This is a genomic window from Pseudoalteromonas sp. DY56-GL22 (genome assembly GCF_041414715.1).
GTDB classification, from domain to species: Bacteria; Pseudomonadota; Gammaproteobacteria; order Enterobacterales; family Alteromonadaceae; genus Pseudoalteromonas; species Pseudoalteromonas simplex.
Map to the genome: position 1 here is coordinate 615566 of NZ_JANHZR010000002.1, position 24720 is coordinate 640285.

The window sequence follows — 24720 nt, forward strand, 5'->3', positions numbered from 1 at the left end:
TTACATGGTATAGGTCGGATTGCCTGAGTTTAACATAGTACCGAGTAGTTTTTCGATTTTGGCATTCAAATTGGTTTTATCATCGATAAAATTCACACCAATACCTGGCGGGTTTGAGCTTTGCGCACCTTGTGGTGTGATCCAAGCAACTTTACCCGTTACTACATCATCTTCGAGTGCATCTGGTAATGTGACTTTTAAAGCCAATGAATGACCCATTTCAAAGCGCATATTAGTGCGAACAAACAAACCACCATTTTTTAGATAAGGCATGTAACAGCGGTATAATTCTTCTAAGTCTTCGATATCTACTAATAATTCTTGCACGATATATCCTAATTTTGACTTTCACGTAAAGTAAACGCTAATTGTGAAATGGCTAGATCCATATTTAGGCCAAGCACATGCGAGCTGTTATAAAGAAACTCTGAAATAGCAGATTGTGCTTTTTGATAATTGAAAAAGTCCATTCCTAATACTAATTGCGTTTTAAGATGCTCTGTTAAAAACAAGGCAAATACATTAACCAAGCTATGATCTTTATTAAGGATGTCGACTAACGCACTGAAATTATGGCTGTCTTTTAGCTTAGTTGCAAATTTAAAGAGTGAATCAATAGCTTCAAGTTGGTTATCATTTTGCCACTGCTGAACAAGCAGTGGCTGTCTAGCGAACAACTCTAACCATGAATAATTAGCAATGTTCAGTGATGCTAACCATTGTGTTGTATATTCTGGGTTAACCTTTATTTCGTGTACCGCACAGCGACTTAAAATTGTTGCAGGTAATAATGCTGTTTGTTCGCACGTTAACAATAAATAACGGCGCAAACTTGGCTCTTCAAGGGTTTTTAATAAAGCATTAGCCGCTGCAGTGGTCATTTTATGACACTGTTCAAGCACCACTACTTTGTTACCATTTTGCGCTGCTGAATGGTTGATAAAATCACTGATCTCCCGAATTTCATCAACGCCTATTGTTTGGCCTTCTACTTTTACAACACGTTTATCAGGATGAGTACCCGCTTGATTTAGTTGGCAGCTTTTACAATTGCCACAGGCTTTTAAGTTTACAGGTGACGTACAAAGTAGCCCATCAGCGAGCGAATCGACTAAACGTTGCTTGCCAACACCTTTATCACCATTAAATAGCTGTGCATGATGAAAGCGTTGCTGTGCAAAACTTTGCGCAAGTTTCTGATAAAGCCCTTCAAGCCATGGCAAAGGCATATTAATTTAAACCTGCAAAAAAGTTATCAAGCACGGTTGTGATTGCCGCATGTACTTCTGGCATTGTTTGGTTTGCATCCACTGTTTTGATACTGCTATCAGTTTTAGCTATTTCAAGGTAGCGTTCGCGAGTGCGCTCAAAAAAGCCTAATGCTTCTTGTTCGATACGATCAAGTTCACCACGGCCTTTTGCACGGGCAAGACCCACAGCTGGGTCAATGTCTAAATAAATAGTTAAATCAGGCTTTAAACCATTTAGCACCATATTAGCTAAAAAAGAGAGTTTAGTTTGTTCAATACCACGACCACCACCTTGATATGCTTGTGATGAAAGATCATGGCGATCACCTAAAACCCAAGTGCCCTTTTCAAGTGCCGGATTAATAACATTAGCAACCAATTGCGAGCGTGCTGCATACATGATTAACAGCTCTGTTTCACTCGTCACTGTTTCTTGGTGAGCCTGTTTGACGATATTACGCAGCTCTTCAGCCATAGCTGTACCGCCAGGCTCACGTACATTAATAAAATCGACTTGCTTGTTTTCTAAATAAGCTTGGCATACGGCAATAGCCGTTGATTTTCCGGCCCCTTCTAGGCCTTCAATCACTATAAATTTCGCTGTCATATGACTCAATTCTGGTTGTTAGTTTAATTGGTACTGCTTTACCGCTCGATTATGTTCTTGCAATGTTTTCGAAAATTGATGGCTGCCATCCCCTTTCGCAACAAAATACACATATTCAGACTCAGGTGGATTAACCGCGGCCAAAATCGCTGCTTTCGAAGGCATGGCTATGGGTGTTGGCGGCAAGCCTTTTATCTTATACGTGTTATACGGTGTATAGGTTGTTAAATCTTTTCGTTTTATATCGCCATCAAAATCAGCACCAATACCATAAATAACCGTTGGATCGGTTTGTAAGCGCATATTGGTTTTTAAACGATTGGTAAATACTGCAGAAATTAATGGTCGCTCAGAAGCAAGACCCGTTTCTTTTTCGATGATAGAAGCCAGTATTAACGCTTCATACGGTGAACTTAATACCAAATCTGGCGCTCTAGTTTGCCATGCAGCGTCTAATTCCTGCTGCATTTTGTTGTATGCGCGTTTTAATACGCCGCTGGCACTATCTTCGCTGTGGTAGTGATAGGTATCAGGGAACAACCAACCTTCTAAATTCTCTTGCGTGTTACTTATCTGCGTCGCTAAATTTTCTGTATTTAAGTCTTGGCTTAAATGCGCTTGTTTTTGAATATTAGCAACAACGTCACGAAGTGGCTGACCTTCAATAATTGTGAAGCTAAAGCTCACTTGTGCACCTTGATTGATACGACGAATATTATCAATCACAGCGCTTGTATCCAGTTCATAAAGACCCGCTTTTAGATCAGTAAGCGTAGGATCTAATTTAGCTAGTACCTGAAATTTAAAACAGCTATCAACCCACTGCTTTGTTTGCCATGCTTGGCAAAGTTGATTAAAGCCGGTGCCACGCTCCACTTTAAATAAAGTACTATTTTCAACTTTTAACGGCATTTTTAATGCTGATTGAAGTTGTTGATAGCCAATACCACAACATAGCAATGCTAATAACAGCACGCTAACAATGACTTTTATCACACACTCTCCTTGGCAAACTGCGCCGTTAATAGCGCTTTACTGCATTCAATATCAAACTGTGTATCAGCAATTCGTGCAACGGGAACCACGCCCATTAAACTATTACACATAAATACGGCATCCATAGCTAAAAGCTCATCTAGTTGGATTGCTTTAAATTCAATGGCTAACTTATCACATAAAGCGCTGAGATAAACCCCAGTGATGCCGCAGCGGTCTAACTTAGGTGATATAACTTGACCGTCTTTAATAGCAAAAATATTTGCAGCAGAGCACTCAATCACATTGTTATCATAATCAAGTACAACAACGTCATCACACTCAAGGCTGCTCATTTGCTTTTTGATAAGCACTTGCTCTAAACGATTCAATGTTTTTAAGCCTGCAAGTAAAGGTTGATGTGCAAGTTTCACGTCGCTGATTTCAAGGTTTGCCCCCTGCTGCTGCCAACTTTTATAGTGTGAAACTGCAGGCATGGTACTGATCAGCACTTGGATACTTGGTGTGTTTGGTAAGCCATAACCACGCCCACCAGCACCACGGGTGACAACTATTTTTAAAATACCGGTTTGTGTATCACTGATTGCGTGGTTAACTTCACGCTCAATTGCGGTTAAATCTAATTCGGGGAAAAATAGTCTTTGCGCGCATTCTTCTAAACGCGCTTTGTGTAAATCCCAGTGCTCAACGACAGAATTCACCACCGAGGCAGTGGTGAAAAAGCCGTCACCATAATTTAAGCCACGATCTTGCGTGCTTATTGTGGTGTCTGGTGTGATTATTGTTATTGTTTGTTTTAATTTACTCATACAAAAAAGCCCAGTTAAACAACTGGGCTCTTCTTTTTAGTCCGTTGTTAAAAAGAATTATACCTTTTTAAATAGCAACGAGCCATTAGTACCACCAAAACCAAATGAATTACATAATGCGTAATCCAATTTAGCGTCACGTGCAGTGTGCGGTACGTAGTCTAAATCACAGCCTTCATCTGGGTTATCAAGGTTGATTGTAGGGCTTACTTTCTGGTCAACAAGTGACAAGATAGTAATTATTGACTCTACCGAGCCTGCTGCACCTAACAAGTGACCCATCATTGATTTAGATGAACTTACCATCACATCTTTCGCTGCATCGCCAAAAATAGTTTTAACAGCAGATGTTTCGGCTTTATCGCCTGCATTCGTCGATGTACCGTGAGCATTAATGTAACCAACTTGGTCTGCATTAACTTGTGCATCGTTTAGGGCATTTTCCATCGCTAGAGCTGCGCCTGCACCGTCTTCAGGTGGAGACGTCATGTGATATGCATCGCCACTCATACCAAAACCAACGAGTTCAGCGTAGATTTTCGCGCCACGTGCTTTAGCATGCTCATATTCTTCAAGTACGATAACACCAGCACCATCAGCAAGAACAAAACCATCACGGTCTTTATCCCAAGGACGAGATGCTGCTTGTGGATCGTCGTTACGAGTTGATAATGCACGTGCCGCATTAAAGCCACCCATACCAATTGGTGTTGATGCTTTTTCAGCACCACCGGCTACCATTGCATCTGCATCGCCGTATGCAATCATACGCGCAGCATGACCAATGTTATGTAGACCTGTAGTACAGGCTGTAACGATTGAAATATTAGGGCCACGTAAACCGTGCATAATCGATAAATGACCAGAGATCATATTGATAATGGTCGAAGGCACGTAGAACGGAGAAAGCTTACGCGGGCCGCTATTTAATAGTTTAATGTGGTTTTCTTCAATTAAAGTTAAACCACCGATGCCAGAACCCACTGCTACACCAACACGAGTGGCGTTTTCTTCAGTGATCTCTAGACCAGAATCTTGTAGTGCTTGTACACCCGCTGCAATGCCATATTGGATAAACAAATCCATTTTCTTTGCATCTTTCGGTGACATGTAAGCTGATGCATCAAAGTCATTCAGCAAACCTGCGAATTTGGTGCCGAAACTTGAGGTATCGAAATGCGTGATAGTTTGAATACCACTTTTACCGTTTAACAAACCTTGCCAAGTAGATTCAACATCATTACCTAGCGGTGTCAACATTCCTAAGCCAGTTACGACGACTCGACGTTTAGCCACGGGTTGCCTCCAATAAGGAAATTATTTTAGGTGGGGTGTATACCAAATTTATTAGTATCATTCTATAGATAGACTAAGGGCAGCTTAATGCTGCCCTTAAAATCAAAATGCGTAAAATTACTCAGCGTGAGCTGTAACGTAATCGATTGCAGCTTGAACTGTAGTGATCTTTTCAGCTTCTTCGTCTGGGATCTCAGTGTCGAACTCTTCTTCAAGAGCCATTACTAGTTCTACAGTGTCAAGTGAATCAGCACCTAAGTCGTCAACGAAAGAAGCTTCATGTTTTACTTCTTCTTCTTTAACACCTAGTTGCTCAATGATAATTTTCTTTACGCGTTCTTGGATGTCGCTCATTCTTCTTTCCTTTATTAAAAACGCCAATGCGTTATTTTCAGATTGCGGCGTAGTTTACGCCGCATAATTCTGTGATTCAAGGATTTGCTGATAATTACTTATCTGGTCAAACCTCTCGAATAGTATTTGTTCATTTATCGCTTATTTTCATAGCGAATTCAAGTATGTTTAAAGCAAGATCACAAAAATTTCAACAATTTTCGATAATCTTTCGCTAGCAAATTTTTGCTAACTTTCATTAAACCATGTACATCGCGCCATTTACGTGCAATGTTTCGCCTGATACATACGCAGCAGCGTCAGATGCTAAATAGCATACCGCAGCAGCGATTTCTTCAGGTTGACCTAAACGCCCTGCAGGTACATTTGCAAGCGTAGCTGCTTTTTGGTCTTCAGTCAGCTCGTCTGTCATATCTGTTTGGATAAAACCCGGTGCAACAACGTTCACTGTGATGCCACGTGATGCCACTTCGCGTGCTAATGACTTAGTAAAACCAATTACACCCGCTTTCGCTGCAGCATAGTTAGCTTGACCCGCATTACCCATAGTGCCAACTACAGAACCGATATTAATGATACGACCATTTTTCTTTTTCATCATAGGGCGTAAAACAGCCTTTGATAAACGGAAAATTGAGCTTAGGTTAGTATCGATGATGTCATCCCACTCACCGTCTTTCATACGCATTAATAAGTTATCGCGAGTAATACCCGCATTGTTAACTAATACGTCGATATCGCCTAAATCAGCCTTGATCGCAGCAAGTGTCGCCTCAATCGATTCAGGATCTGTAACGTTAAGGGCATAACCTTTACCGTTGTCACCTAGATATTCACTGATTTTAGCAGCACCTGATTCGCTTGTTGCAGTACCCGCTACTTTTGCACCTTGTGCAACTAGCGTATTTGCAATCGCTTTACCAATACCACGGCTTGCACCAGTGATTAGGACAACCTTGCCCTCAAGAGAAAATAAATTTGTCATTCTATTCCTACTTATTTCGCTTCATCAATAGCAGCTTGCGTATTAACCGCAGCACATACCATTGCTTTATCAATTCGTTTAGCAAGGCCCGTTAATACTTTACCTGGGCCAAACTCATAGCTTTGTGTGATACCTTGCGCAACTAATGCTTGTACAGTTTCAGTCCAGCGTACTGGGCTGTATAGTTGGCGTACTAATGCATCTTTAATTGCTTCACTTGATTGCTCAGCTTTTACATCAACGTTGTTGATTACATCACACTTAGGTGTATTAAATGTTAAAGTGGCTAAATCAGCAGCTAATTTCTCTGCAGCTGGTTTCATTAGTTCACAGTGAGAAGGTACGCTTACTGCAAGTGGTAAAGCACGTTTAGCACCTGCTTCTTTACATGCTTCTGATGCACGCTCAACTGCCGCTTTATGGCCGGCAATAACAACCTGACCTGGTGAGTTGTAGTTCACTGGTGAAACCACTTCACCATTTGCTGATGCTTCACACGCTGCTTTGATTTCGTCGTCACCTAAGCCGATGATTGCAGCCATAGAACCAACACCCGCAGGTACTGCTTCTTGCATATATAAACCACGATTTTCTACTAGTTTAACTGCTTCGCTTAAGCTTACAACGCCAGCACAAACTAATGCTGAATACTCGCCTAAACTGTGACCAGCCATAACAACATCGGCATCAGGGTTTGCGTCTAACCATTGACGGTAAATAGCAACACTAGCTGTAAGAAGTGCTGGTTGTGTACGATGGGTTTGATTTAATTCTTCTTCTGGACCATTTAGTACAAGTGCAGCTAGATCATAGCCAAGAGCTTCAGATGCTTCAGCGAATGTTGCTTTAGCAATTTGAGAATCAGCTAATAGTTCAGATAACATGCCCACAGTTTGTGAGCCTTGACCTGGAAATACGAGTGCAATTTTATGTGCCATACTTTGCTCTTATAATTAAACAAAAAAATATTCTGTAGCAGGCAGCATAACAAGTTTTAGATATGCTGCACTACTTTGTTGTTGGATGTGTTTGCTCAAAAATCGCAGCGATTTTTTCAGGGAGTTGGCGTTCGACTTCCCGCGCGGCTTCATCAATAGCAGCATGAAACGCCTTTGGTGAGGCATTGCCATGGCTTTTAACAACAATACCGCGCAATCCTACCAGACTTGCGCCGTTATACTGGTCGGGGTTCACCCGCTTGTAGAGTTTTTTTATCACTGGACGCAATAAAAACGCTAAACTTTTGTATAAGAAATGTTTGTGTAAGGCTTTGGTGAGTTTATGCATGATCAGTTTGGCAATACCTTCACAGGTTTTTAATGCCACATTACCTACAAATCCTTCGCACACAATAACATCGGCTTTTCCGCTGAAAATATCACTACCTTCACTGTAACCTGTGTAGTTGAGATATTCACACTGCTGCATTAACTGTGCAGCTTGTTTTATTCCTTCATGCCCTTTGATGTCTTCAGAGCCAATATTCAATAAACTAACTCTTGGGTTATCACACCCAAGTGCCTGCCCTGCTACCACAGAACCCATAATGCCAAATTGATAAAGGGTTTGTGCGTCACAATGCACATTAGCGCCTAAATCAAGTAAATAAACAGGGTTTTTACGTTCGGTTGGAACAGCAGAGATTAATGCAGGACGTTTTACGCCTGGAAGCATCTTTAATACATAATGCGCCATAAAAAATAACGCGCCTGTATTACCAGAGCTTACACACGCTTGCGCTTCACCCGATTTAACTAAATCGAGGGCAACTCGCATTGATGAATCTTTTTTAGAACGAACCGCTGAAGCAGGTTCACACGCATTTGTGACGACTTCGCTACAATGGCGAATAATTAAACGAGGGTGTGAAACAGAATCGAGTGCTTCGAGTTCTTTTAGAATAACTTGCTGATTACCACATAAGATGAGTCTTAAGTTGGTATTAGCATTTACCGCTTGCACGGCAGCGGGGATAGATGAACGGGGGCCGTAATCGCCCCCCATCATATCTAACGCTATGGTTAGATTGGTCAGCATATAGCAATCTCTTAGTTAGAAATTACTTTAACGCCTTTGTAGTAACCGTCAGCAGTTACGTGGTGACGACGGTGAGTCTCACCAGAAACTTGATCTACAGTTAAAGTTGGACCACTGATCGCATCGTGTGAACGGCGCATGCCGCGTCTTGCACGAGACTTTTTGCTTTTTTGTACAGCCATTAGTCTTCTCCTAAGAATCTTTCTTAAGTTGTTTCAAAATATCAAATGGATTTGGTTTGTCATCTTTTGCTGCTAATTTACCAAAGCTAGTAGGCTCTGATGAATAACTGCATGAAGCTTCGTTGTGAGTAGGCACTATTGGAATAGCTAAAATCAATTCGTCTTCGATTAACTCAAATACGTTGATTTCACCGTTTTCGTCCAGCTCTACTTCATCGTAACCTTCAGGTAGATGATCTGACTCTGCATCCAAACCAATTGGCGAATACACAAAGTCTTGTTCCAAATCCAACCCTAATTCTCCATTACAGCGTTGGCAAGTTACAGTTACATGTGTTGATAAGTTACCACTTATTACCACTAAACCTTGCTCGTCAATTTTGCAATGAATCTTTACCGCTATTTCACCTGCTTCCTCCTGCACAACTTGCTCTAAACGAGAAAGTTTTTCAAGCGGGACAATACCGTCATACGTTAAACGATGTTGAGCTGCTTTGCTGGGATGAAGAGTGATGGGAATTTTCACCTTTTGCATAGGGGCTGCATCATATAGATAGTTAGTAAGTTAGTCAAAGTAAAAAACCAATTTTGGTAGGTTTTTAACGATCTTCTGCTTTGTTTTCGGATTCATTGTGGCTTATCCTTGGCAAAATACAATTTTCATCCAGAATTTATTATGAAACCAACACTTATATTAGCGTCAAGCTCACCATTTAGACAGCAATTATTAACTAAGTTTAACTTACCTTTTCAAAGTTTTTCTCCAGATATTGATGAGTCCCCTATCGCAGCTGAAACGCCAGAGCAATTAGTTGCTCGTTTAAGCGAACAAAAAGCCCGAGTTGCCAAACAACATTATAGTGAAGGTTTGGTAATTGGCTCTGATCAAGTTGCGGTATTCAACGATACAATTTTAGGTAAACCTCATACTAAAGAGAATGCCATTAAGCAGCTTTTATCGTTTAGTGGCCATACAGTGACCTTTTTAACGGGTTTAAGTGTATTTGATATACAAAGCGATAAAGCAATTACCACAGTAGTGCCATTTGATGTGACATTTAAAACACTCACACTTGAGCAGATCAATGCTTATTGCGATGCAGAGCAGCCATACAACTGTGCAGGCAGCTTTAAAAGTGAAGGGTTAGGTATCTGTTTATTTGAAAAGCTCAGTGGCGATGATCCTAATACATTGATAGGCCTGCCACTGATCACACTAACTAAAGTGCTGGCTGAGTTTGGTGTTGACGTGTTAACGCTGCAAGGGGCGTAGTTAAAACCTGCAAAAGTTGTTGGTATGAATCAACAACACATAACGGCGTATGTTGTTGTAACTGCGCCGGGCTATGGGCACCAAAACTCACTCCAATACAAGCAATACCTGCGGCATTAGCCATTGCCATATCGAGTTGGCTATCGCCAATCATCACAGCATCGCTTTTTGCGATGCCCTGCTCACGTAAAATTTGCTCAAGCATATCTGGAGATGGCTTCGACTCAGCATCGTCAGAGCATTTTACATTCACAAAGTACTTACCAAGGCCTGACTCATTAAGAAGCCTATCAATGCCTTCACGTCCTTTACCGGTAGCAACAGCCAATTGCATACCTGCATCGCTTAACTGCTTTAAAACGGATTCTACATCTTTAAATAAAGGTGTAGGTGTAACATCTAACTCACGGTACTGTGCTTTGTAACCTGCAACGAGTTCGTCGCTTAAATGTAAATGCGCCGGAAAAAGCACTTCAGTGGCTTTTGCCAGCGATAAACCAATAACGTCTTTCGCTTGTTGCTCTGTTGGAACAGGAATACCTAAGTCTCGCGCAGTATTTCGCAAGCAGGTGACAATTTTTGGCACAGAGTCCATCACTGTGCCATCCCAATCAAAAATAACCAGCTTAAACTTGTTCATTATCTGCACGTAGCTTTTTGATACAATTTTGAAGTGCATTATCGAGTGGTGCTTCAACATGCATGGTTGTTTCATTTTTAGGGTGCATAAAACGTAAATCGTGGGCATGTAAAAACAAACGATTTAAACCAGTCAGTTTATTCACGTATTGATCGAACTCTGCAACGCCATATTTATCATCACAAGCAATTGGATGACCTTTACATTGCGTATGCACACGAATTTGGTGAGTACGCCCCGTTACCGGCGACGCTTGTACTAATGAGCACTCAGCATATCGCTCAAGCACACGAAAACGCGTGTGCGATGGTTTACCTTCAGTATTATCAACACGCACCACACGCTCACCAGACTTTAAGGTGTTTTTACGAAGTCCTTCGGTAACGTTTTTCGTTTTAGAATCCCATTGACCATCAACTAATGCCCAATAGTTTTTCTCCATGGTTTTTTCACGTAACTGTTTATGTAAATCAGTTAACACTGAACGACGTTTAGAAATAAGCAAGCAACCTGATGTGTCACGGTCTAGTCGGTGTACAAGCTCTAAACTACGCTCTTCAGGACGAAGTACGCGAAGTGCTTCGATTAAGCCATAACTTAGGCCACTGCCACCATGCACAGCCATACCCGAAGGCTTGTTGATCACCATTAAATACTTGTCTTCAAACAAAATGGCGTCTTCAAGTTGTTTTACTTTATCGAGTTTCTTTGGCACAAACTCTTCTTTTTCGGCCACTTTGATAGGTGGAATACGAATTACATCATTTAGTTGTAGTTTGTAGACAGGTTTTATGCGTTTTTTATTTACTCGCACTTCGCCTTTACGAAGGATTTTATAAACTGCACTTTTAGGCACACCTTTTAGGTGAGTAATAAGAAAGTTATCAATACGTTGACCTAGATGGTCTTCACCTATGGTAACAAACGAAACTTGTAAGCCGGTTTTTTCTGACATTGCCTAATCACTGATTTAAGTAAATAATTTAGTTGCTAACGCGACTGTAATAGTGGGATAATCACCGTCGCGAACATAAGTTTGCAAGTAACAACGGTGCTTTTATCACATTAAAACATTCGTGAAGCATATTCTGGGTTGCCGATCATACAGATCCGCGCTAAGTTTTCCAAAGCTTTTATAATTACCCAGCCAACACGAGCGTTCAATTATCGGCGATGCGCGTAATATATTGCCTGAATAATTTGAGCACGAATGTTGATTAATGAACATAAAAAGCAATTGAACAAGATAAATTGACTGATAGTGACGACGTAGCAACGTCATTCAGAAGCAGCTGTTGTAGCAAGACATTGAATAAAAATTTGAACATGGTCGACTTCGGGACAAAACTCGTAAATTAAAACCGCAGAATTGGCGGCAGTTTTGACACCTATAAGAATTTAATAACGTGAGAACATGTTATTGTCAGCCACACTTAGTGATGCTCAATGTAAGCAAACAACTTCAGGTTTTGACTTTACCCAGTCGTGAGACTGCACAAAAACAACCGTCAGAAACCACTGAACAGACGAGTTTATATCGTCATGTCAGCGACAGAATTAGTAGAGTAACAATATGAAACGTATGCTAATCAATGCGACGCAGCAAGAAGAAATGCGCGTTGCACTGGTTGATGGCCAGCGCCTGTATGATTTAGACATAGAGAGCCCAGGTCACGAACAAAAAAAAGCAAATATTTACAAGGGTAAAATTACCCGTATCGAACCGTCACTAGAAGCTGCCTTTGTTGATTATGGAGCTGAAAGACACGGTTTTCTTCCTCTTAAAGAAATAGCTCGCACCTACTTCCCACAAGGCTATACATTCCAAGGTCGTCCAAATATCCGTGACGTGATCAAAGAAGGTCAAGAAGTCATTGTGCAAGTTGATAAAGAAGAGCGTGGCCAAAAAGGCGCTGCGTTAACGACTTTTATCAGCGTTGCAGGTAGCTATTTAGTACTTATGCCTAACAACCCTCGTGCCGGTGGTATTTCTCGCCGTATCGAAGGTGATGAGCGTACTGAACTTAAAGAAGCACTAAGCCGTTTAGAACTACCTAAAGGCATGGGCTTAATTGTTCGTACAGCAGGTGTTGGTAAATCATTTGAAGAACTAGAGTACGACTTAAAAGCACTATTAGTGCATTGGCAAGCGATTCAGCAAGCTGCTGATAGCGGCCCTGCTCCGTTCTTAATTCACCAAGAAAGTAACGTAATTTTCCGCGCAATCCGTGACTATTTACGTCGTGATATTGGTGAAATTTTAATTGATAAAGCACGTGTATTTGAAGAAGCGAAAGCGCATATTGAGCGTTTCCGTCCAGATTTCATGAGCCGCGTTAAGCTTTATCAGGGCGATGTACCACTATTCACTCACTACCAAATTGAAAGCCAAATTGAATCTGCTTTCCAACGTGAAGTTCGCTTACCATCAGGTGGTTCAATTGTAATTGACCCAACTGAAGCACTTACGTCTATCGATATCAACTCATCTAAAGCCACTAAAGGCGGTGATATCGAAGAAACAGCACTTAATACTAACTTAGAAGCAGCAGACGAGATTGCCCGTCAATTACGTTTACGTGACTTAGGTGGTCTTATTGTTATCGACTTCATCGATATGACACCACCACGCCACCAACGCGAAGTAGAGAATCGTTTAAAAGACGCTGCGCGCCCAGACCGTGCCCGTGTTCAGATTGGTAAGATCTCACGCTTTGGTCTACTTGAAATGTCGCGTCAGCGCTTACGCCCTTCATTAGGTGAAGCAAGCCAAGGTCCATGTCCTCGTTGTAATGGCCAAGGTACGATTCGTTCTAACGAATCAATTGCACTGTCTATCCTTCGTTTAATCGAAGAAGAAGCAATCAAAGACAACACATCACAAGTAAATGCACAAGTGCCTGTGGCTGTTGCCGCTTACCTATTAAACGAAAAACGTCGTAGTGTTCAACGCATCGAAAAGCGCCATAACGTTGATGTTGTGATCATTCCTAATCAACACATGGAAACGCCACATTACGAAGTAGTTCGCTTACGTAAAGACGAAACAATCGAAACAGTAAGCTACGAGCAAGTTGTTGCTCCTGAGCCAGAAGCATTTGAAATGGCTAAAGCGCCTTCAGCACCAGTTCGTGAAGAGCCGGTTCTTAAAGGTGTTGTTATGCCTACTACACCTGCACCTCAAGCTGCACCAAAAGCTGAGCAAACGACTCCTGCAGCTAAAAAGTCAGAAGGTGGATTATTTGCTGCAATTGGTAAGTTCTTCAAGTCGTTATTCAGCAATGCCGAAGAAGAAGCTGAAAAAGAGCAAGAAGAGAAAAAAGCAGCACAAAGACGTAGCAATAATCGTCGCAACAACGACAACCGTCGTCGTAGCAACAACCAACGCCGTCGCAACTCTCGTAATAAACGCCCTGACGATGCACAAGCTAAAGAAGAAAACACAAATACTTCAAATAAGCCTGAGCAAAAAGAAGGTAACGAGAATCGCAACAAACGTCGTCGTAATTCTAACAACAGAAAACGTAATGAAAAACGTAATGATGATGTAGAACAAACGAATAAAGACACTGCACCAGAGGCGAAATCTGAGCAAGCAAAGGAAACTAAACCTAAGGTTCGTCGTCAACGTCGCAACTTACGCAAAAAAGTTCGCGTAACAGATGAAAGCGCAGATGAAGCAAAAGCAGTACAAACTACTGAAACAACTGAGCAAGCACCTAAAGCTGAAAAACCAGCTAAGCCTGCAAAAGAAAAAGTAGCAGTTGAAACTGAACAAGCAGAACAGCCTGTTGCTGAAAAGCAAGTACCTGCAGAACCAGTAAAAGCTGACGCTGAACCTAAACAAGCAGAGCAAACTGAATCGGTAGTTGAAACATCAACTGATGAAGAACAAGCTCAACCTCGTACACGATCTCGTCGTTCACCTCGCCACTTACGTGCTGCTGGTCAACGTCGCCGTCGCCCTGAGCATGATGAAAAGTCGAGTGATGACAAAGCTGATGCGCCAGCATTTATTCCTGTAGCAGATCAAGCTGCTGCTGAATATGAAGCTGAGCTAAAGGCAAAACAGGCTCAGGCTGAAACTGAAGAACCTGTAAAAGCTGAAGAACCTGTAAAAGCTGAAGAGCCTGTTAAAACTGAAGAACCAGTTAAAACTGAAGAACCAGTTAAAACTGAAGAACCAGTTAAAGCTGAAGAACCAGTGAAAGCTGAAGAACCAGTGAAAACTGAAGAACCAGTTAAAGCTGAAGAACCAGTTAAAGCTGAAGAGCCAGTTAAAACTGAAGAACCAGTGAAAGCTGAAGAGCCAGTTAAAACTGAAAAACCTGCGCAAGCTGAAGAGCCAGTTAAAACTGAAGAACCAGTGAAAGCTGAAGAGCCAGTTAAAGCTGAAGAACCTGTTAAAGCTGAAGAACCAGTGCAAGCTGAAGAACCAGTGAAAGCTGAAGAACCAGTTAAAACTGAAGAGCCAGTAAAAGCTGAAGAGCCAGCACAAGCTGAAGAGTCAGTGAAAGCTGTAGAACCTGCTAAAAATGAAAAAACTATTTTAGTAAAAGGTTCAGCAAGTGCTGCAATGGCAAAACCTACGCCAGTTGCAGATAGTGAGCCAGAGCCAACACCAGCGGCTATGGCGCATGACAAGCGTACAGCTATTCCAGATAGCGGCCTTCGTGCAGGTTCAATTAAACCTGCTGGCAGAGCCCGTGCTGATATGGCAAAAACCTTAGCGGCTGATTAATTTAGTCGCTTAAGTAAAAAAGCCGCGTTTATAACGCGGCTTTTTTGTATGTATTCTTCTTATAAAGCAATATTTTGTATACCTAGGTGATTTGCATAGCCACCTACAAGAACCTTATAAACCCCCTGCTCATCCGAATATACACTGGCAGAAATATGTGAACTGCACCCCATTGCTCGGCCTTGTTCAAACTTGAAATGGTTTTCTTGCTGTACAAATACGTGTTTTGATAAGTAGCATGCAAGCGCGCCACTGGCGCTACCGGTTGCTGACTCTTCAGGTATACCAACCAAAGGCGCAAAGTTACGACAACTTGCGGTCAGCTCACTTTGCTCTTCACATAATTCAAAGGCATGCACACCAATCACATTATGCTGTTGGCAGAACTCGCTAAGCGCTGCCTCATCAATAACAATTTTATCTAAGTAGCCATTCGGCACAGCGACTATAATATCCGGCAATCCTGTAGTTATTACATCGATCGGCAAGCCAGTTTCTGCAAGAGTCGTTTCATCAAGCCCTAATAAGCCTGCAAGGTCGTCATAAGCAAAGTTGCCTAGGTATTTTGGCAAGGCTTGCTCCATGGTAATTTGCCCATCTTCGGCAATTGTTACACCTAACAAGCCCGCTTTTGTTCGTTGAGTGTAATAGCCAGGTTTTAATAACCCTTGTTCGAAGAGCGTAGCAAACACAGCTAGGGTTGCGTGGCCACAAAAATCAACTTCTTCAGTTGTCGTAAAAAATGACACAGCAAAATCAACTTCATGATCTTGCGCCACAAATGCGGTTTCTGAATAGCCAATTTCTTTTGCAATCGTCAGTTTTTCTGCGTTTGTGAGTTTATCTGCATTCAACACGACACGTGCTGGGTTGCCACCTGAATTATTTGCACTAAAAGAGTTAACTAAAAATGCGGTTATTGTCATTATTGTGTGCCTTGTTTTAAATTAAATTCAAAAAACAACATGCCATTTTCCTTAGATGCTTGCTCTTCAAAAGCCAACTTTTTTAAAAGCTTAATTGATGGTGTATTTGACTCATCAACACCTGCGATGAGCTTATGCCATTGTGACTGAGTACCAGCGAGGTTTATAAATCCCTGCAATAATTCAAATGCAAGACCCTGCCCCCAATATTGCTCAGCTAACAAATAACCGATATGAGCATCATGCTTTTCGGTATAGATAAATAAAAGGCCAACAACTTCTTGCTGTTGAGATTGCAGCATTAGTAAACGGCACTCGTCAAGCATGTTAGCCAGCCACTTTTCAGCAGCAGCTATAGAATCTATCCCCTGAAAATAACCAGGTAAGTTTGCAACTACAGCAGGTGTTAATATCGAAGGTAAAGCGTTAACTAAAGCAGTTTGCTCTAATTTAGCGGTATTAGAGTTTATTTCAATGACGTTTAGTCTCGGTGTATTAAATGAAATAGCGATTTAACCTCTTAGATCTTCAGCCGTAAAATTACTTTTAAATGTAAAAGCATGTAGTGTGTCGCCGTTTTCACGAAGATTTTGCAACCTTTCTAATGCCTCTTGAGGTGTTGGAATATGCTTATCTTCAACCCACCATAAAACATAGCTATCTTCTGATAAACGCTGAAACCATTCACCTTTTCTGCGCATGAAATCTCTGTGGTGAGTGCGAAACATAAAATTTTTAAGATCTTCAACGCTTTCCCACACAGACATATTGATTATCATATTCGGATCATCAAACAATTTAATATTGGTGGCATCGCCTGATTCGTCTTTTAATCGCCATACAAAACCAACACTGTTTTCAGCCACCCCATTAATTAAATCGAGATTATCAACAAAGTCTTTTATTTCTGGGGCATCCAATGGGTATTTAGCAAGAGCAATATTTAGTTGGGCAAGTTTCATTTATGACTCTCCTTAGCCATCGGGGAAATGTGTACCTTGAGTGTATTAAAACTAAGCGATATAGCAATAGCAACGTCATTGATATTAGTTAAATTCACCTTGCACAATTGCTTATAAATAAAAAAGCCCAGCAAGTGCTGGGCTATAAAACGAGTATTTATAATCTTATCGCTTAAAACTTAGAGCTTTAAGCTTGAGCCAAATTAGCTTTCGTCTTGCTCCATAAAGCGCTGAAGCTGGTCTTTAAGATTAGGTGGAATACCTTTAATCACCAGTGTATCGGTTGCTTCGTTATACATGACGCGCTCACCTAAGTGTTTACGTTCAAAGCTCACGCTAACACCGCCGCCCATGCCAGAGAACTTCACCATGCTAGTGACTGTTTTCTTATCAACAGGGAACGACTCTTCTAAGTCATAACTTTGCTCTTGGCAGAAGCTTTCAAATGGATTGTCGTCATTTTTCGATAAGGTTGCAGAAAGCTCTTTAACGTTGGCATCTTCACCTGTGGTTACGCAATCATTACAGTAATCAAAAACTTGCTTACGTAGCTCGTCTTTTTCTGACTTGTCGTATTGTTGCTCAGATAAATAATCTTCTACAGCACTAAGCATAACTTGGCTTTGCTGTTTAGGATCAATGCCCTCTTCGCAGCCTAAAAAGTCTAAAAAGAAGTCAGCCACTTTACGACCTGCACGACCTTTAATAAACGACACATAGCGATTATCTTCTGGTTGCGTATCCCACGCAGTTAAATCGACACGTGCAGCTAGTTGCATACGCGAAATATCTAAGTGACGAGATGAAGCTAAATCAAGCTCAGAAGTAATTGAATAATGCTCTTTAATATTGATCATCGCAATTAACAAAAAGTCACTTGCAACATATTGATAATGGCAAAAAACTAAATAACCCGTTTCGTTAAAGGCATACTTATTTAACTCTTCTTTTAGCACATTTGTTGCTTGCTCTGTCATGTGCCAAAAGCCAAGTTCGTCGTTACGGTAACTTTGCATTGCCGAAGCAACAATGCTGTTTTTCTCGCCGCTGAATGCACAGTAGCCTTTACCTGGCTTACCATTATATGCATGGTGTAGCTGCTCTATAAAAACGGCTACTTTATCGTTAACAACCATCTCATCATTGCGTAAATGAATATCTGTATCGTCATCTTTTTTGTCTACATAATGAACGACTAATTTTTTAACATCTATTGTCATCTTTGTTTTTCACGCCTCTGGTGTTAAAATACGGGAATATAACTCTTTTTATCGAACCAACTGATGCCTATCATATCAAAATATTCTAATGAGCAAGTAGAACAAATCGTTGATCAGCTGATTGATGTACTAACAGAGCACAAAGCGCCTGTTGATTTAAGCCTTATGTGTTTAGGAAATTCTATCACGCATATTTTAAAAGAGCATGTACCATCAGAGAAAAGACAAGCTGTTGCCGACAACTTTGCAAAAGCATTAGCACAGTCGGTTAAATAAGATTTATGAATTTATCGCAACAAAGTCAGTTTTCTTCAAAAGTAAGTCAGCTTTTAAGTTGGGGCCATTGGTTCACCTTTGCAAACATAGGGTTAGTGCTATTTATTAGCTTAAGCTACTTAGTTGCAGACAGTGCACCGACTACCTTCATGGGCTATGTATATATGCTCGTGACCTGGTTAAGCCACACCAGCTTTATTACTTTTATTGCCTTTGTTTTAACGATATTTCCATTAAGTTTAGTGTTTCCATACCCTCGGCATATCCGAGGGATGGCAGCCATTATTGCAACCCTCGGCGCGTCATTCTTAACGCTTGATGCCTATGTTTATTTTAACTTGGGTTATCACTTAAACACGTCTGCGCTACCTGAAATCGTTTCTTTGTTGTGGCACCGCTTAACAAACTCACCGGCATTAACAACGATTCTTGCAGGCGGCATTGTACTGCTAATTTTAGCGTTCCAATTATTAGTCAGTAACTACACATGGCACCACTTAGCGCGTTTAAAACAATATAAGTTCCCGCGCTATGCAACCAGCACTATTTTAGTGTGTTTTGCACTTAGCCACAGTATTCATATTTGGGCAGATGCCAATTTAAAATTTGATATCACTAAACAAGATAATGTATTGCCGTTGTCTTACCCTACTACAGCAAAAAGCTTATTAGCTAAAAACGATTTGCTCGATTTAGAAAGCTACAAAGAAGCGCACGATGTAAGACTTGACCCACATAATATCGATTACTTAGCACCTACTCCACTTGCCGAGTGTAAAGCTGAGTCGAGTGCGACTATCGATATTTTAATATTTGAGAATAATGCTGACCTTGAGCAATTTGTTGCCACTGAGCCAGCATTACGTAAAACAGACTTGTTCTTACAACCTGTAGAAACAGAAGATACGTTATTTAGTTTAGTGTATGGCCTGCCAGCATTTTACAAAGCCCCTATTCTAGACAAACAGCAACTGCCTGTGTGGCTTGCTGATAATCGCTCAATTCAAATTAATGGTTTTGAGCAATTCGAATTTATTAATAACGACGACCAAAACCCAGCGGTTCGCCTTGTACGTGCAGACGCTAAAACACAAGCTCGCGAATCAGCCAATGCCGTATTTGCCTTTAGTCTTGCACAGCAGAGCAATGGTATTGTTACAGCCTCTCGTTTATACAGCTCAGATAAAAAAGTTGTACAAACCGAAGGCCTTATTCAGCCAAGCGATATTATCGCCACCAGCGTAGGCCATTATTTAGGTTGCAAAACCCTAGCTAAACAAAGCATGTTAGGCAGTAACTTATACAAGCGCCATGACGACACGGGTGTTAATTACTCGCAAAATGTATTTATCGCATTCAAGAAAGACAGAATTACCCTGATTGATTCAGACGGTAATTTTAAAAACATTTCAGCAGCACAAGGCTTTGCCATTGAACAAGGGCTCGATATTCCATTCTTAGTGCAAAGCATTAAAAAGCTGAAGCGATATACGCCCTAGCGCTTATTGATAAATCATTATTTCGAGCTAGCTTTAGATATTAGACACCTTATTTGATTAGGAGACACGGACGTCATGAAAGCCATAATCATTTATCTAATATCACTTACACTAGTTTGTTTTACCAACACAGCACTTGCTGCCACCACAGAATACTATAAATGTGTCACAGACAGAGGCACCGTATTTAGTGAGTTCCCCTGTGGTAGCCGTGCAACCAAGCATAAAATTCAAGTAACCGATCCAGACTTACAAGCACCGCAAAACTTTGTTAAAGAGCTCAACGAGCTTGAGCGCCAGCAAATTATCAGAAACCTCGAAGCTGAAATTCGCAGCTATAAACACCGTTTAGATATTTTAAGCCGTGATCGAGACCGAGCTCAGTACCAGCAAGAGCAGCGCTTAAACCGAATTTTGTCTGACAAAGAAGCAAAGCAAATTAATAAAGACATTAAAAAGCAGCTAAAAGCAATTAACAAACAATACGGGCGCGACGTAAAAAGTGTTAATAAAAAACTCGCAAATCTAGAGAAAAAACTAGCTCGCTATAATTAAATACACTTTACTATTGGGTTTGAAGAATAAATAACATATTCTTAACACCAATAGAGTTATTGCTCTATGTTGGTATTAGTAAGGAGTTTATATGCAGCCACAACACATTGCAGAGTTAATTTTATCTGGGTTTCGCAATCACTATAAACTTTTTCAAGCAATTACAGCCAAAGCACCACTTGCGTTTGCACATCGTGATTGGCAAAAAATAAATGAGATTAGCAAACTCAGAATTAGCCATTACGATGATCGGGTTAACGAAACCATTGCTAAGCTCAAGTCGCTTAACGAACAGCAAATTATTACCTTAGATCAAACCTGCTGGCTCGAAACCAAACAGCTTTATCAGCAATTTTTGCGCTTTCACCCTCAGGCAGAACTTGCCGAAACCTTTTACAACTCTGTTTTTTGTCGTTTATTTCATCGTCGTTATTTTAATAATGACTTTATCTTTGTAAAAGCGACGCTTGCTGATGCCCCCGCACTACCAATGGAAGTTGAATACCGCAGTTACCACCCTGTTGTTGATGGTTTAAGACCCACAATACGCAAAATTATTAATCAGTTTGATTTTAAAGCGCCCTTTGTTGATTTAGAACGCGATATTCGCTTGCTGGTAAAAGCCTTTTATAAACAAGCGCCCGATACACATCACCAAGCATGGCAAATGCGCTTTGATATACTGCAAGCCCCGTTTTACCGAAACAAAGCGGCTTATATTGTTGGCCGTGTGGTATCAGAAAGTGGCGTACAGCCATTTATTATTGCGGTGTTACACCATGAAGACAAAGGGTTATACCTCGATGCCCTACTCACCAAATCATCGCAAATGCGGGTTATCTTTGGTTTTGCCCGTGCTTATTTTATGGTTGAAACCCATGCGCCATCAGCGTTAGTACGCTTTTTAAATCAACTTATGCCAAACAAAACCCTGGCAGAGCTATACAACGCCATAGGTTTTCATAAACAAGGTAAGACCGAGTTTTACCGAGAGTTTTTAAGTCATTTAGATCATTCAAACGATCAGCTTGTAATTGCCCCTGGTACACCCGGGATGGTAATGATGGTATTTACCCTGCCTTCGTTTGGTTATGTGTTTAAAGTCATTAAAGACACCTTTGGTGAAAGCAAACCCTTTGGCCGCGATACCGTACTAAAACGCTATCAATTAGTAAAAAGCCATGACCGTGTTGGCCGCATGGCCGATACCATAGAGTATTCGAACGTCGTATTTCCACTAGCTCGATTTGATAGTAAATTACTTGCAGAGTTACATAAAACGATTGGCTCTTCGATGATTATTGAAGGCGAATGGCTAATCATCAAGCATTTGTATATTGAAAGACGGATGACACCGTTAAATCTGTATCTTGAAAATGCCAGTGAACAACAAGCGTTTGAAGCAATAGAAGAATACGGCCAAGCTTTAAAAGAAATGATTGCCGTAAATATTTTCCCTGGCGACATGCTGTTGAAAAACTTTGGTGTGAGTAAACATAATCGCATTATTTTTTACGACTATGATGAAGTTCAGTACCTAACAGACATGAACTTTCGCGCCTTACCAAAAGCAAAGTCGTACGATGATTACTTAACCAATGAGCAAAGCTACTCTGTAGCACCGCAAGATGTGTTTCCAGAGCAATTATGTACCTTTGTGACAGCAAACCCGGTGTATAAGCAATATTTATTGAGTACACACCCAGAGCTTGAAGATCCAGCCTATTGGCGACAAGCACAATACAATTATAAGCAAGGTGTAGTTAGCCACATTTATCCATACCCTGCTGCACAACGTTTTATCCATTATTGGTAAACACCAAGGACACACAATGAATATAAGTAAAATAGATTTAAACTTACTTGTTTACCTAGATACTTTACTAAGGGAGTGTAATGTAACTAAAGCTGCTAACCAGCTAAGCATTACGCAACCTGCCATGAGTAATGGCCTAAAAAGACTCCGTAATTTATTCAACGACCCTATTTTAGTACGTACCAGCGAAGGTATGGTACCCACAGAGCGCGCAAAAGAATTACAGCCGGTGATCCGCGGCATTTTAATGACTCTTGAAGAAACACTTGCCCCAAACCGCGAATTTGAAGCATCACAAAGTAAACGTGTTTTTCGTATCATGGCCAGTGACTATGCAGCAAGTACCCTTGCTCCCCGCTTATTAAGTAAATTACACGAAGAAGCCCCCGATACCACACTCGATATTTTGACCCCAAGTGATGTAACCTTCCACGATGTTGAAAACGGTAAAGTGGATATGGCTATCAACCGTTTTGAAAACTTACCGCAGTCGTTTCACTATAAACAAATCTGGAAAGACAGCTTTTGTTGCTTAGTAAAAGCAGATAACCCAATTATCAAAGACTTCAGCCTCGACAGCTATTTAAAAGCCCGCCATATCTGGGTAAGTAAAACAGGCTTTGGTGTAGGTGTTGGTATGGACCCTAAAGATGTGCAAAAGCTAGGTTGGGTTGATGAGGCGCTCGCTCACTTTGGTAAACACCGTAATATTGCCACCTTTACCCGTAACTACCATGTAGCTATTCACTTAGCGAAAGAACAAAACTTGGTTGCTACATTACCATCAAAAGCCGCAAATATTTATTTAGATGATCCGGGCCTTAAAATTCTTGAGCCGCCATTCCCTATTCCGCCATTTGAGCTAGATATGATTTGGAGCCCGCTATTACACCGTGATGCAAGCCATATTTGGTTACGCCAAAAGGTTGCAGAAGTAGCCGACGAGCTTAAGTAAGATTTTACCAACCAGTTGTAATTATTGCTGATAAGCAAGGTGTTAGCTTAGCTTATCAGCAGCATCCCTCCTATTAAAAACCAATAACCAACTGAAATACAATAACTTTACATTTAAGTAATGAACTGGAATATGCTTTGCAAGTATCTAATTGCATTGTTTTTAATATTCAAAAAGAGGTCATTATGAATACTCATCAAGGACAAGACGTTCATCATATTGCAGATATCATCCAAGTTATGAATAGCGGTATCGATTTTTATGAAAAAGCTCAGGAAAAAGTAACCGACCCAAGCATTATTGCCTTATTTCAACGCATGATAGATGCTCGCAAAGTAAGTGTTGAGCGCTTACAACCTTATGCTATTAACGAAAATGGCGAGCGCGAAAATGGTTCTGACTTTGCTGTAGAAGTGCGTAAAGCTTATACATCAGTTATCACCAAACTCGGTGCCGACAAAAACGCCACCTATGTTAGCGAGCTTGAAGAAGTTGAAGATAAAACACTAGCCGAAATCAAGCACGCGCTTAAAAAGCCACAACCCCATGATTGTGAAGCCGCGTTATCAAAAACCCTACTGACAATTCAAAGTTGTCATGCTGAAATGAGTAAAATGAAAAAGCATTAAATTGTGAGAGTGCAAAGCCCAGTTAAGCTGGGCTTTTATATTGTTAGAATAGTTAAATATCATCCCTAGACTCTGTAACTAAATCCCTATAATTGCCATATTAAGCGTAAGTCTAATCTACCAGGTAGCAATGTTTCCGTAATTGATTGTTAAAGTTTATCTCGAAAACTAGGGTTATTTTTATGTTTGATTATTCCGAGCCTAGTTAACTCTACAAACAATTTTTTTAATGTTTCATTTTGTTTTGAAGTCCTGTTTTTATTTGTAACTAAATCACAATAAGACTTTTGTAACCTGTTTATTTTTTGTTCGCTTTTACGACAATCAATACTCTTTGTGCAGTGCGCATCAATATAAAATCTGAGTACCTCAAACCAATACTTTTGCTCCAAGGCAAAGAAAATAAAAGGTCTATTACATACCTCACACAACTCTTCTATATCAATGTATTTCTCCCTCGGATAAACCCCATAATTCTGTTTCTCTGTATTAGCAGGTATAGCTGTCCCAACGAGAAACTTAACGTGTTTATATCGCCAATAAGAATTATTTATATCTGTTACAGAGTATTGGTATCCAGATCGAATCGGCTTACACCCATAACGGGGATGATTTACATAAAGTGACATAAACAACTCTTTCCTTATTCTTGACAGCTACCAGTCTTGTTGCCCAAAGTTTCTTGTCAATTAGCCCTTTTGCTAAATTCAGT

At 40.7% G+C, this 24720-nt stretch carries 27 protein-coding genes; 8 read left to right on the top strand and 19 right to left on the bottom strand.

The window, feature by feature from the left end; genetic code table 11:
* The 12 genes from NO991_RS06735 to yceD form a co-directional block, all read right to left on the bottom strand.
* Entirely contained in the window at positions 1-327 is a 327-nt protein-coding gene (locus NO991_RS06735; protein WP_054554720.1) for a PilZ domain-containing protein, read from the bottom strand.
* 8 nt (positions 328-335) lie between these two features.
* Positions 336-1229: a DNA polymerase III subunit gene (locus NO991_RS06740; protein WP_300357571.1), complete on the bottom strand. Its 894-nt coding sequence runs from the start codon at positions 1227-1229 to the stop codon at positions 336-338.
* Between the two features lies 1 nt (position 1230).
* Entirely contained in the window at positions 1231-1857 is a 627-nt protein-coding gene (gene tmk / locus NO991_RS06745; protein WP_371351824.1) for a dTMP kinase, read from the bottom strand.
* Between the two features lie 18 nt (positions 1858-1875).
* Positions 1876-2853, bottom strand: a complete 978-nt coding sequence (gene mltG, locus NO991_RS06750; protein ID WP_371351825.1) for an endolytic transglycosylase MltG — start codon at positions 2851-2853, stop codon at positions 1876-1878.
* On the bottom strand, positions 2850-3662 hold the full coding sequence (pabC, locus tag NO991_RS06755; RefSeq protein ID WP_300419065.1) for an aminodeoxychorismate lyase: 813 nt from the start codon (positions 3660-3662) through the stop codon (positions 2850-2852). Before pabC ends, mltG begins: the two co-directional genes overlap by 4 nt.
* 57 nt (positions 3663-3719) lie before the next feature.
* Positions 3720-4958 carry a beta-ketoacyl-ACP synthase II gene (gene fabF / locus NO991_RS06760; protein WP_054554715.1) on the bottom strand — a complete coding sequence of 413 codons (1239 nt, stop codon included), beginning with the start codon at positions 4956-4958 and terminating at the stop codon, positions 3720-3722.
* Between the two features lie 117 nt (positions 4959-5075).
* A complete protein-coding gene (gene acpP / locus NO991_RS06765; RefSeq protein ID WP_016707440.1) occupies positions 5076-5312 on the bottom strand; it encodes an acyl carrier protein in 237 nt (78 codons plus the stop codon).
* A 238-nt stretch (positions 5313-5550) separates the two neighbouring features.
* Entirely contained in the window at positions 5551-6297 is a 747-nt protein-coding gene (gene fabG / locus NO991_RS06770; RefSeq protein ID WP_054554714.1) for a 3-oxoacyl-ACP reductase FabG, read from the bottom strand.
* Positions 6298-6308: 11 nt separating this feature from the next.
* Complete coding sequence (gene fabD, locus NO991_RS06775; RefSeq protein ID WP_194442287.1) at positions 6309-7235, bottom strand: ACP S-malonyltransferase; 927 nt, start codon at positions 7233-7235, stop codon at positions 6309-6311.
* A 70-nt stretch (positions 7236-7305) separates the two neighbouring features.
* Positions 7306-8334 (bottom strand): phosphate acyltransferase PlsX, encoded by a 1029-nt coding sequence (gene plsX / locus NO991_RS06780; RefSeq protein ID WP_054554712.1) that lies wholly within the window; start codon positions 8332-8334, stop codon positions 7306-7308.
* A gap of 11 nt (positions 8335-8345) precedes the next feature.
* Complete coding sequence (rpmF, locus tag NO991_RS06785) at positions 8346-8516, bottom strand: 50S ribosomal protein L32 (RefSeq protein WP_036967969.1); 171 nt, start codon at positions 8514-8516, stop codon at positions 8346-8348.
* Between the two features lie 10 nt (positions 8517-8526).
* Complete coding sequence (yceD, locus tag NO991_RS06790; RefSeq protein WP_054554711.1) at positions 8527-9051, bottom strand: 23S rRNA accumulation protein YceD; 525 nt, start codon at positions 9049-9051, stop codon at positions 8527-8529.
* Positions 9052-9192: 141 nt separating this feature from the next.
* Here yceD and NO991_RS06795 point away from each other — a divergent pair, with 141 nt between their 5' ends.
* Positions 9193-9789 carry a nucleoside triphosphate pyrophosphatase gene (locus NO991_RS06795; RefSeq protein WP_300357588.1) on the top strand — a complete coding sequence of 199 codons (597 nt, stop codon included), beginning with the start codon at positions 9193-9195 and terminating at the stop codon, positions 9787-9789.
* On the opposite strand, the gene NO991_RS06800 is transcribed toward NO991_RS06795, so the two are convergent.
* Positions 9737-10429, bottom strand: coding sequence for an HAD family hydrolase (locus NO991_RS06800; protein WP_300357591.1), 693 nt, complete (start codon positions 10427-10429; stop codon positions 9737-9739). The two genes, NO991_RS06795 and NO991_RS06800, sit on opposite strands and share 53 nt — an antisense overlap.
* Positions 10416-11384: a 23S rRNA pseudouridine(955/2504/2580) synthase RluC gene (gene rluC / locus NO991_RS06805; RefSeq protein ID WP_054554708.1), complete on the bottom strand. Its 969-nt coding sequence runs from the start codon at positions 11382-11384 to the stop codon at positions 10416-10418. Before rluC ends, NO991_RS06800 begins: the two co-directional genes overlap by 14 nt.
* A 618-nt stretch (positions 11385-12002) precedes the next feature.
* On the opposite strand from rluC, the gene rne reads away from it, so the two are divergent.
* Positions 12003-15170 (top strand): ribonuclease E, encoded by a 3168-nt coding sequence (rne, locus tag NO991_RS06810; RefSeq protein ID WP_371351826.1) that lies wholly within the window; start codon positions 12003-12005, stop codon positions 15168-15170.
* Between the two features lie 59 nt (positions 15171-15229).
* On the opposite strand, the gene NO991_RS06815 is transcribed toward rne, so the two are convergent.
* The 4 genes from NO991_RS06815 to yejK all read right to left on the bottom strand — a co-directional run bounded on the left by NO991_RS06815 (position 15230) and on the right by yejK (position 18278).
* Entirely contained in the window at positions 15230-16096 is an 867-nt protein-coding gene (locus tag NO991_RS06815) for a PhzF family phenazine biosynthesis protein (protein ID WP_371351827.1), read from the bottom strand.
* A complete protein-coding gene (locus tag NO991_RS06820; RefSeq protein ID WP_371351922.1) occupies positions 16096-16608 on the bottom strand; it encodes a GNAT family N-acetyltransferase in 513 nt (170 codons plus the stop codon). Before NO991_RS06820 ends, NO991_RS06815 begins: the two co-directional genes overlap by 1 nt.
* Positions 16609-17058 carry a DUF3291 domain-containing protein gene (locus NO991_RS06825; RefSeq protein ID WP_371351828.1) on the bottom strand — a complete coding sequence of 150 codons (450 nt, stop codon included), beginning with the start codon at positions 17056-17058 and terminating at the stop codon, positions 16609-16611. It lies immediately after the preceding gene.
* A 203-nt stretch (positions 17059-17261) separates the two neighbouring features.
* Complete coding sequence (yejK, locus tag NO991_RS06830) at positions 17262-18278, bottom strand: nucleoid-associated protein YejK (RefSeq protein WP_371351829.1); 1017 nt, start codon at positions 18276-18278, stop codon at positions 17262-17264.
* 63 nt (positions 18279-18341) lie between these two features.
* Between yejK and NO991_RS06835 the strand changes: the two genes are divergently transcribed.
* The 6 genes from NO991_RS06835 to NO991_RS06860 all read left to right on the top strand — a co-directional run bounded on the left by NO991_RS06835 (position 18342) and on the right by NO991_RS06860 (position 24008).
* Positions 18342-18554, top strand: coding sequence for a DUF1414 domain-containing protein (locus NO991_RS06835; protein ID WP_036967930.1), 213 nt, complete (start codon positions 18342-18344; stop codon positions 18552-18554).
* Positions 18555-18559: 5 nt separating this feature from the next.
* Positions 18560-20053, top strand: coding sequence for a DUF3413 domain-containing protein (locus NO991_RS06840; protein WP_371351830.1), 1494 nt, complete (start codon positions 18560-18562; stop codon positions 20051-20053).
* Positions 20054-20128: 75 nt separating this feature from the next.
* Positions 20129-20608, top strand: coding sequence for a DUF4124 domain-containing protein (locus NO991_RS06845; RefSeq protein WP_235372919.1), 480 nt, complete (start codon positions 20129-20131; stop codon positions 20606-20608).
* Positions 20609-20699: 91 nt separating this feature from the next.
* Positions 20700-22424: a bifunctional isocitrate dehydrogenase kinase/phosphatase gene (gene aceK / locus NO991_RS06850; RefSeq protein WP_054554699.1), complete on the top strand. Its 1725-nt coding sequence runs from the start codon at positions 20700-20702 to the stop codon at positions 22422-22424.
* A gap of 16 nt (positions 22425-22440) precedes the next feature.
* Positions 22441-23379 carry a LysR family transcriptional regulator gene (locus NO991_RS06855; protein WP_054554698.1) on the top strand — a complete coding sequence of 313 codons (939 nt, stop codon included), beginning with the start codon at positions 22441-22443 and terminating at the stop codon, positions 23377-23379.
* A 185-nt stretch (positions 23380-23564) separates the two neighbouring features.
* Entirely contained in the window at positions 23565-24008 is a 444-nt protein-coding gene (locus NO991_RS06860) for a PA2169 family four-helix-bundle protein (protein ID WP_138618242.1), read from the top strand.
* A gap of 149 nt (positions 24009-24157) precedes the next feature.
* On the opposite strand, the gene NO991_RS06865 is transcribed toward NO991_RS06860, so the two are convergent.
* Positions 24158-24637: a zinc-ribbon domain containing protein gene (locus NO991_RS06865; protein ID WP_371351831.1), complete on the bottom strand. Its 480-nt coding sequence runs from the start codon at positions 24635-24637 to the stop codon at positions 24158-24160.
* Positions 24638-24720: the final 83 nt, after the last annotated feature.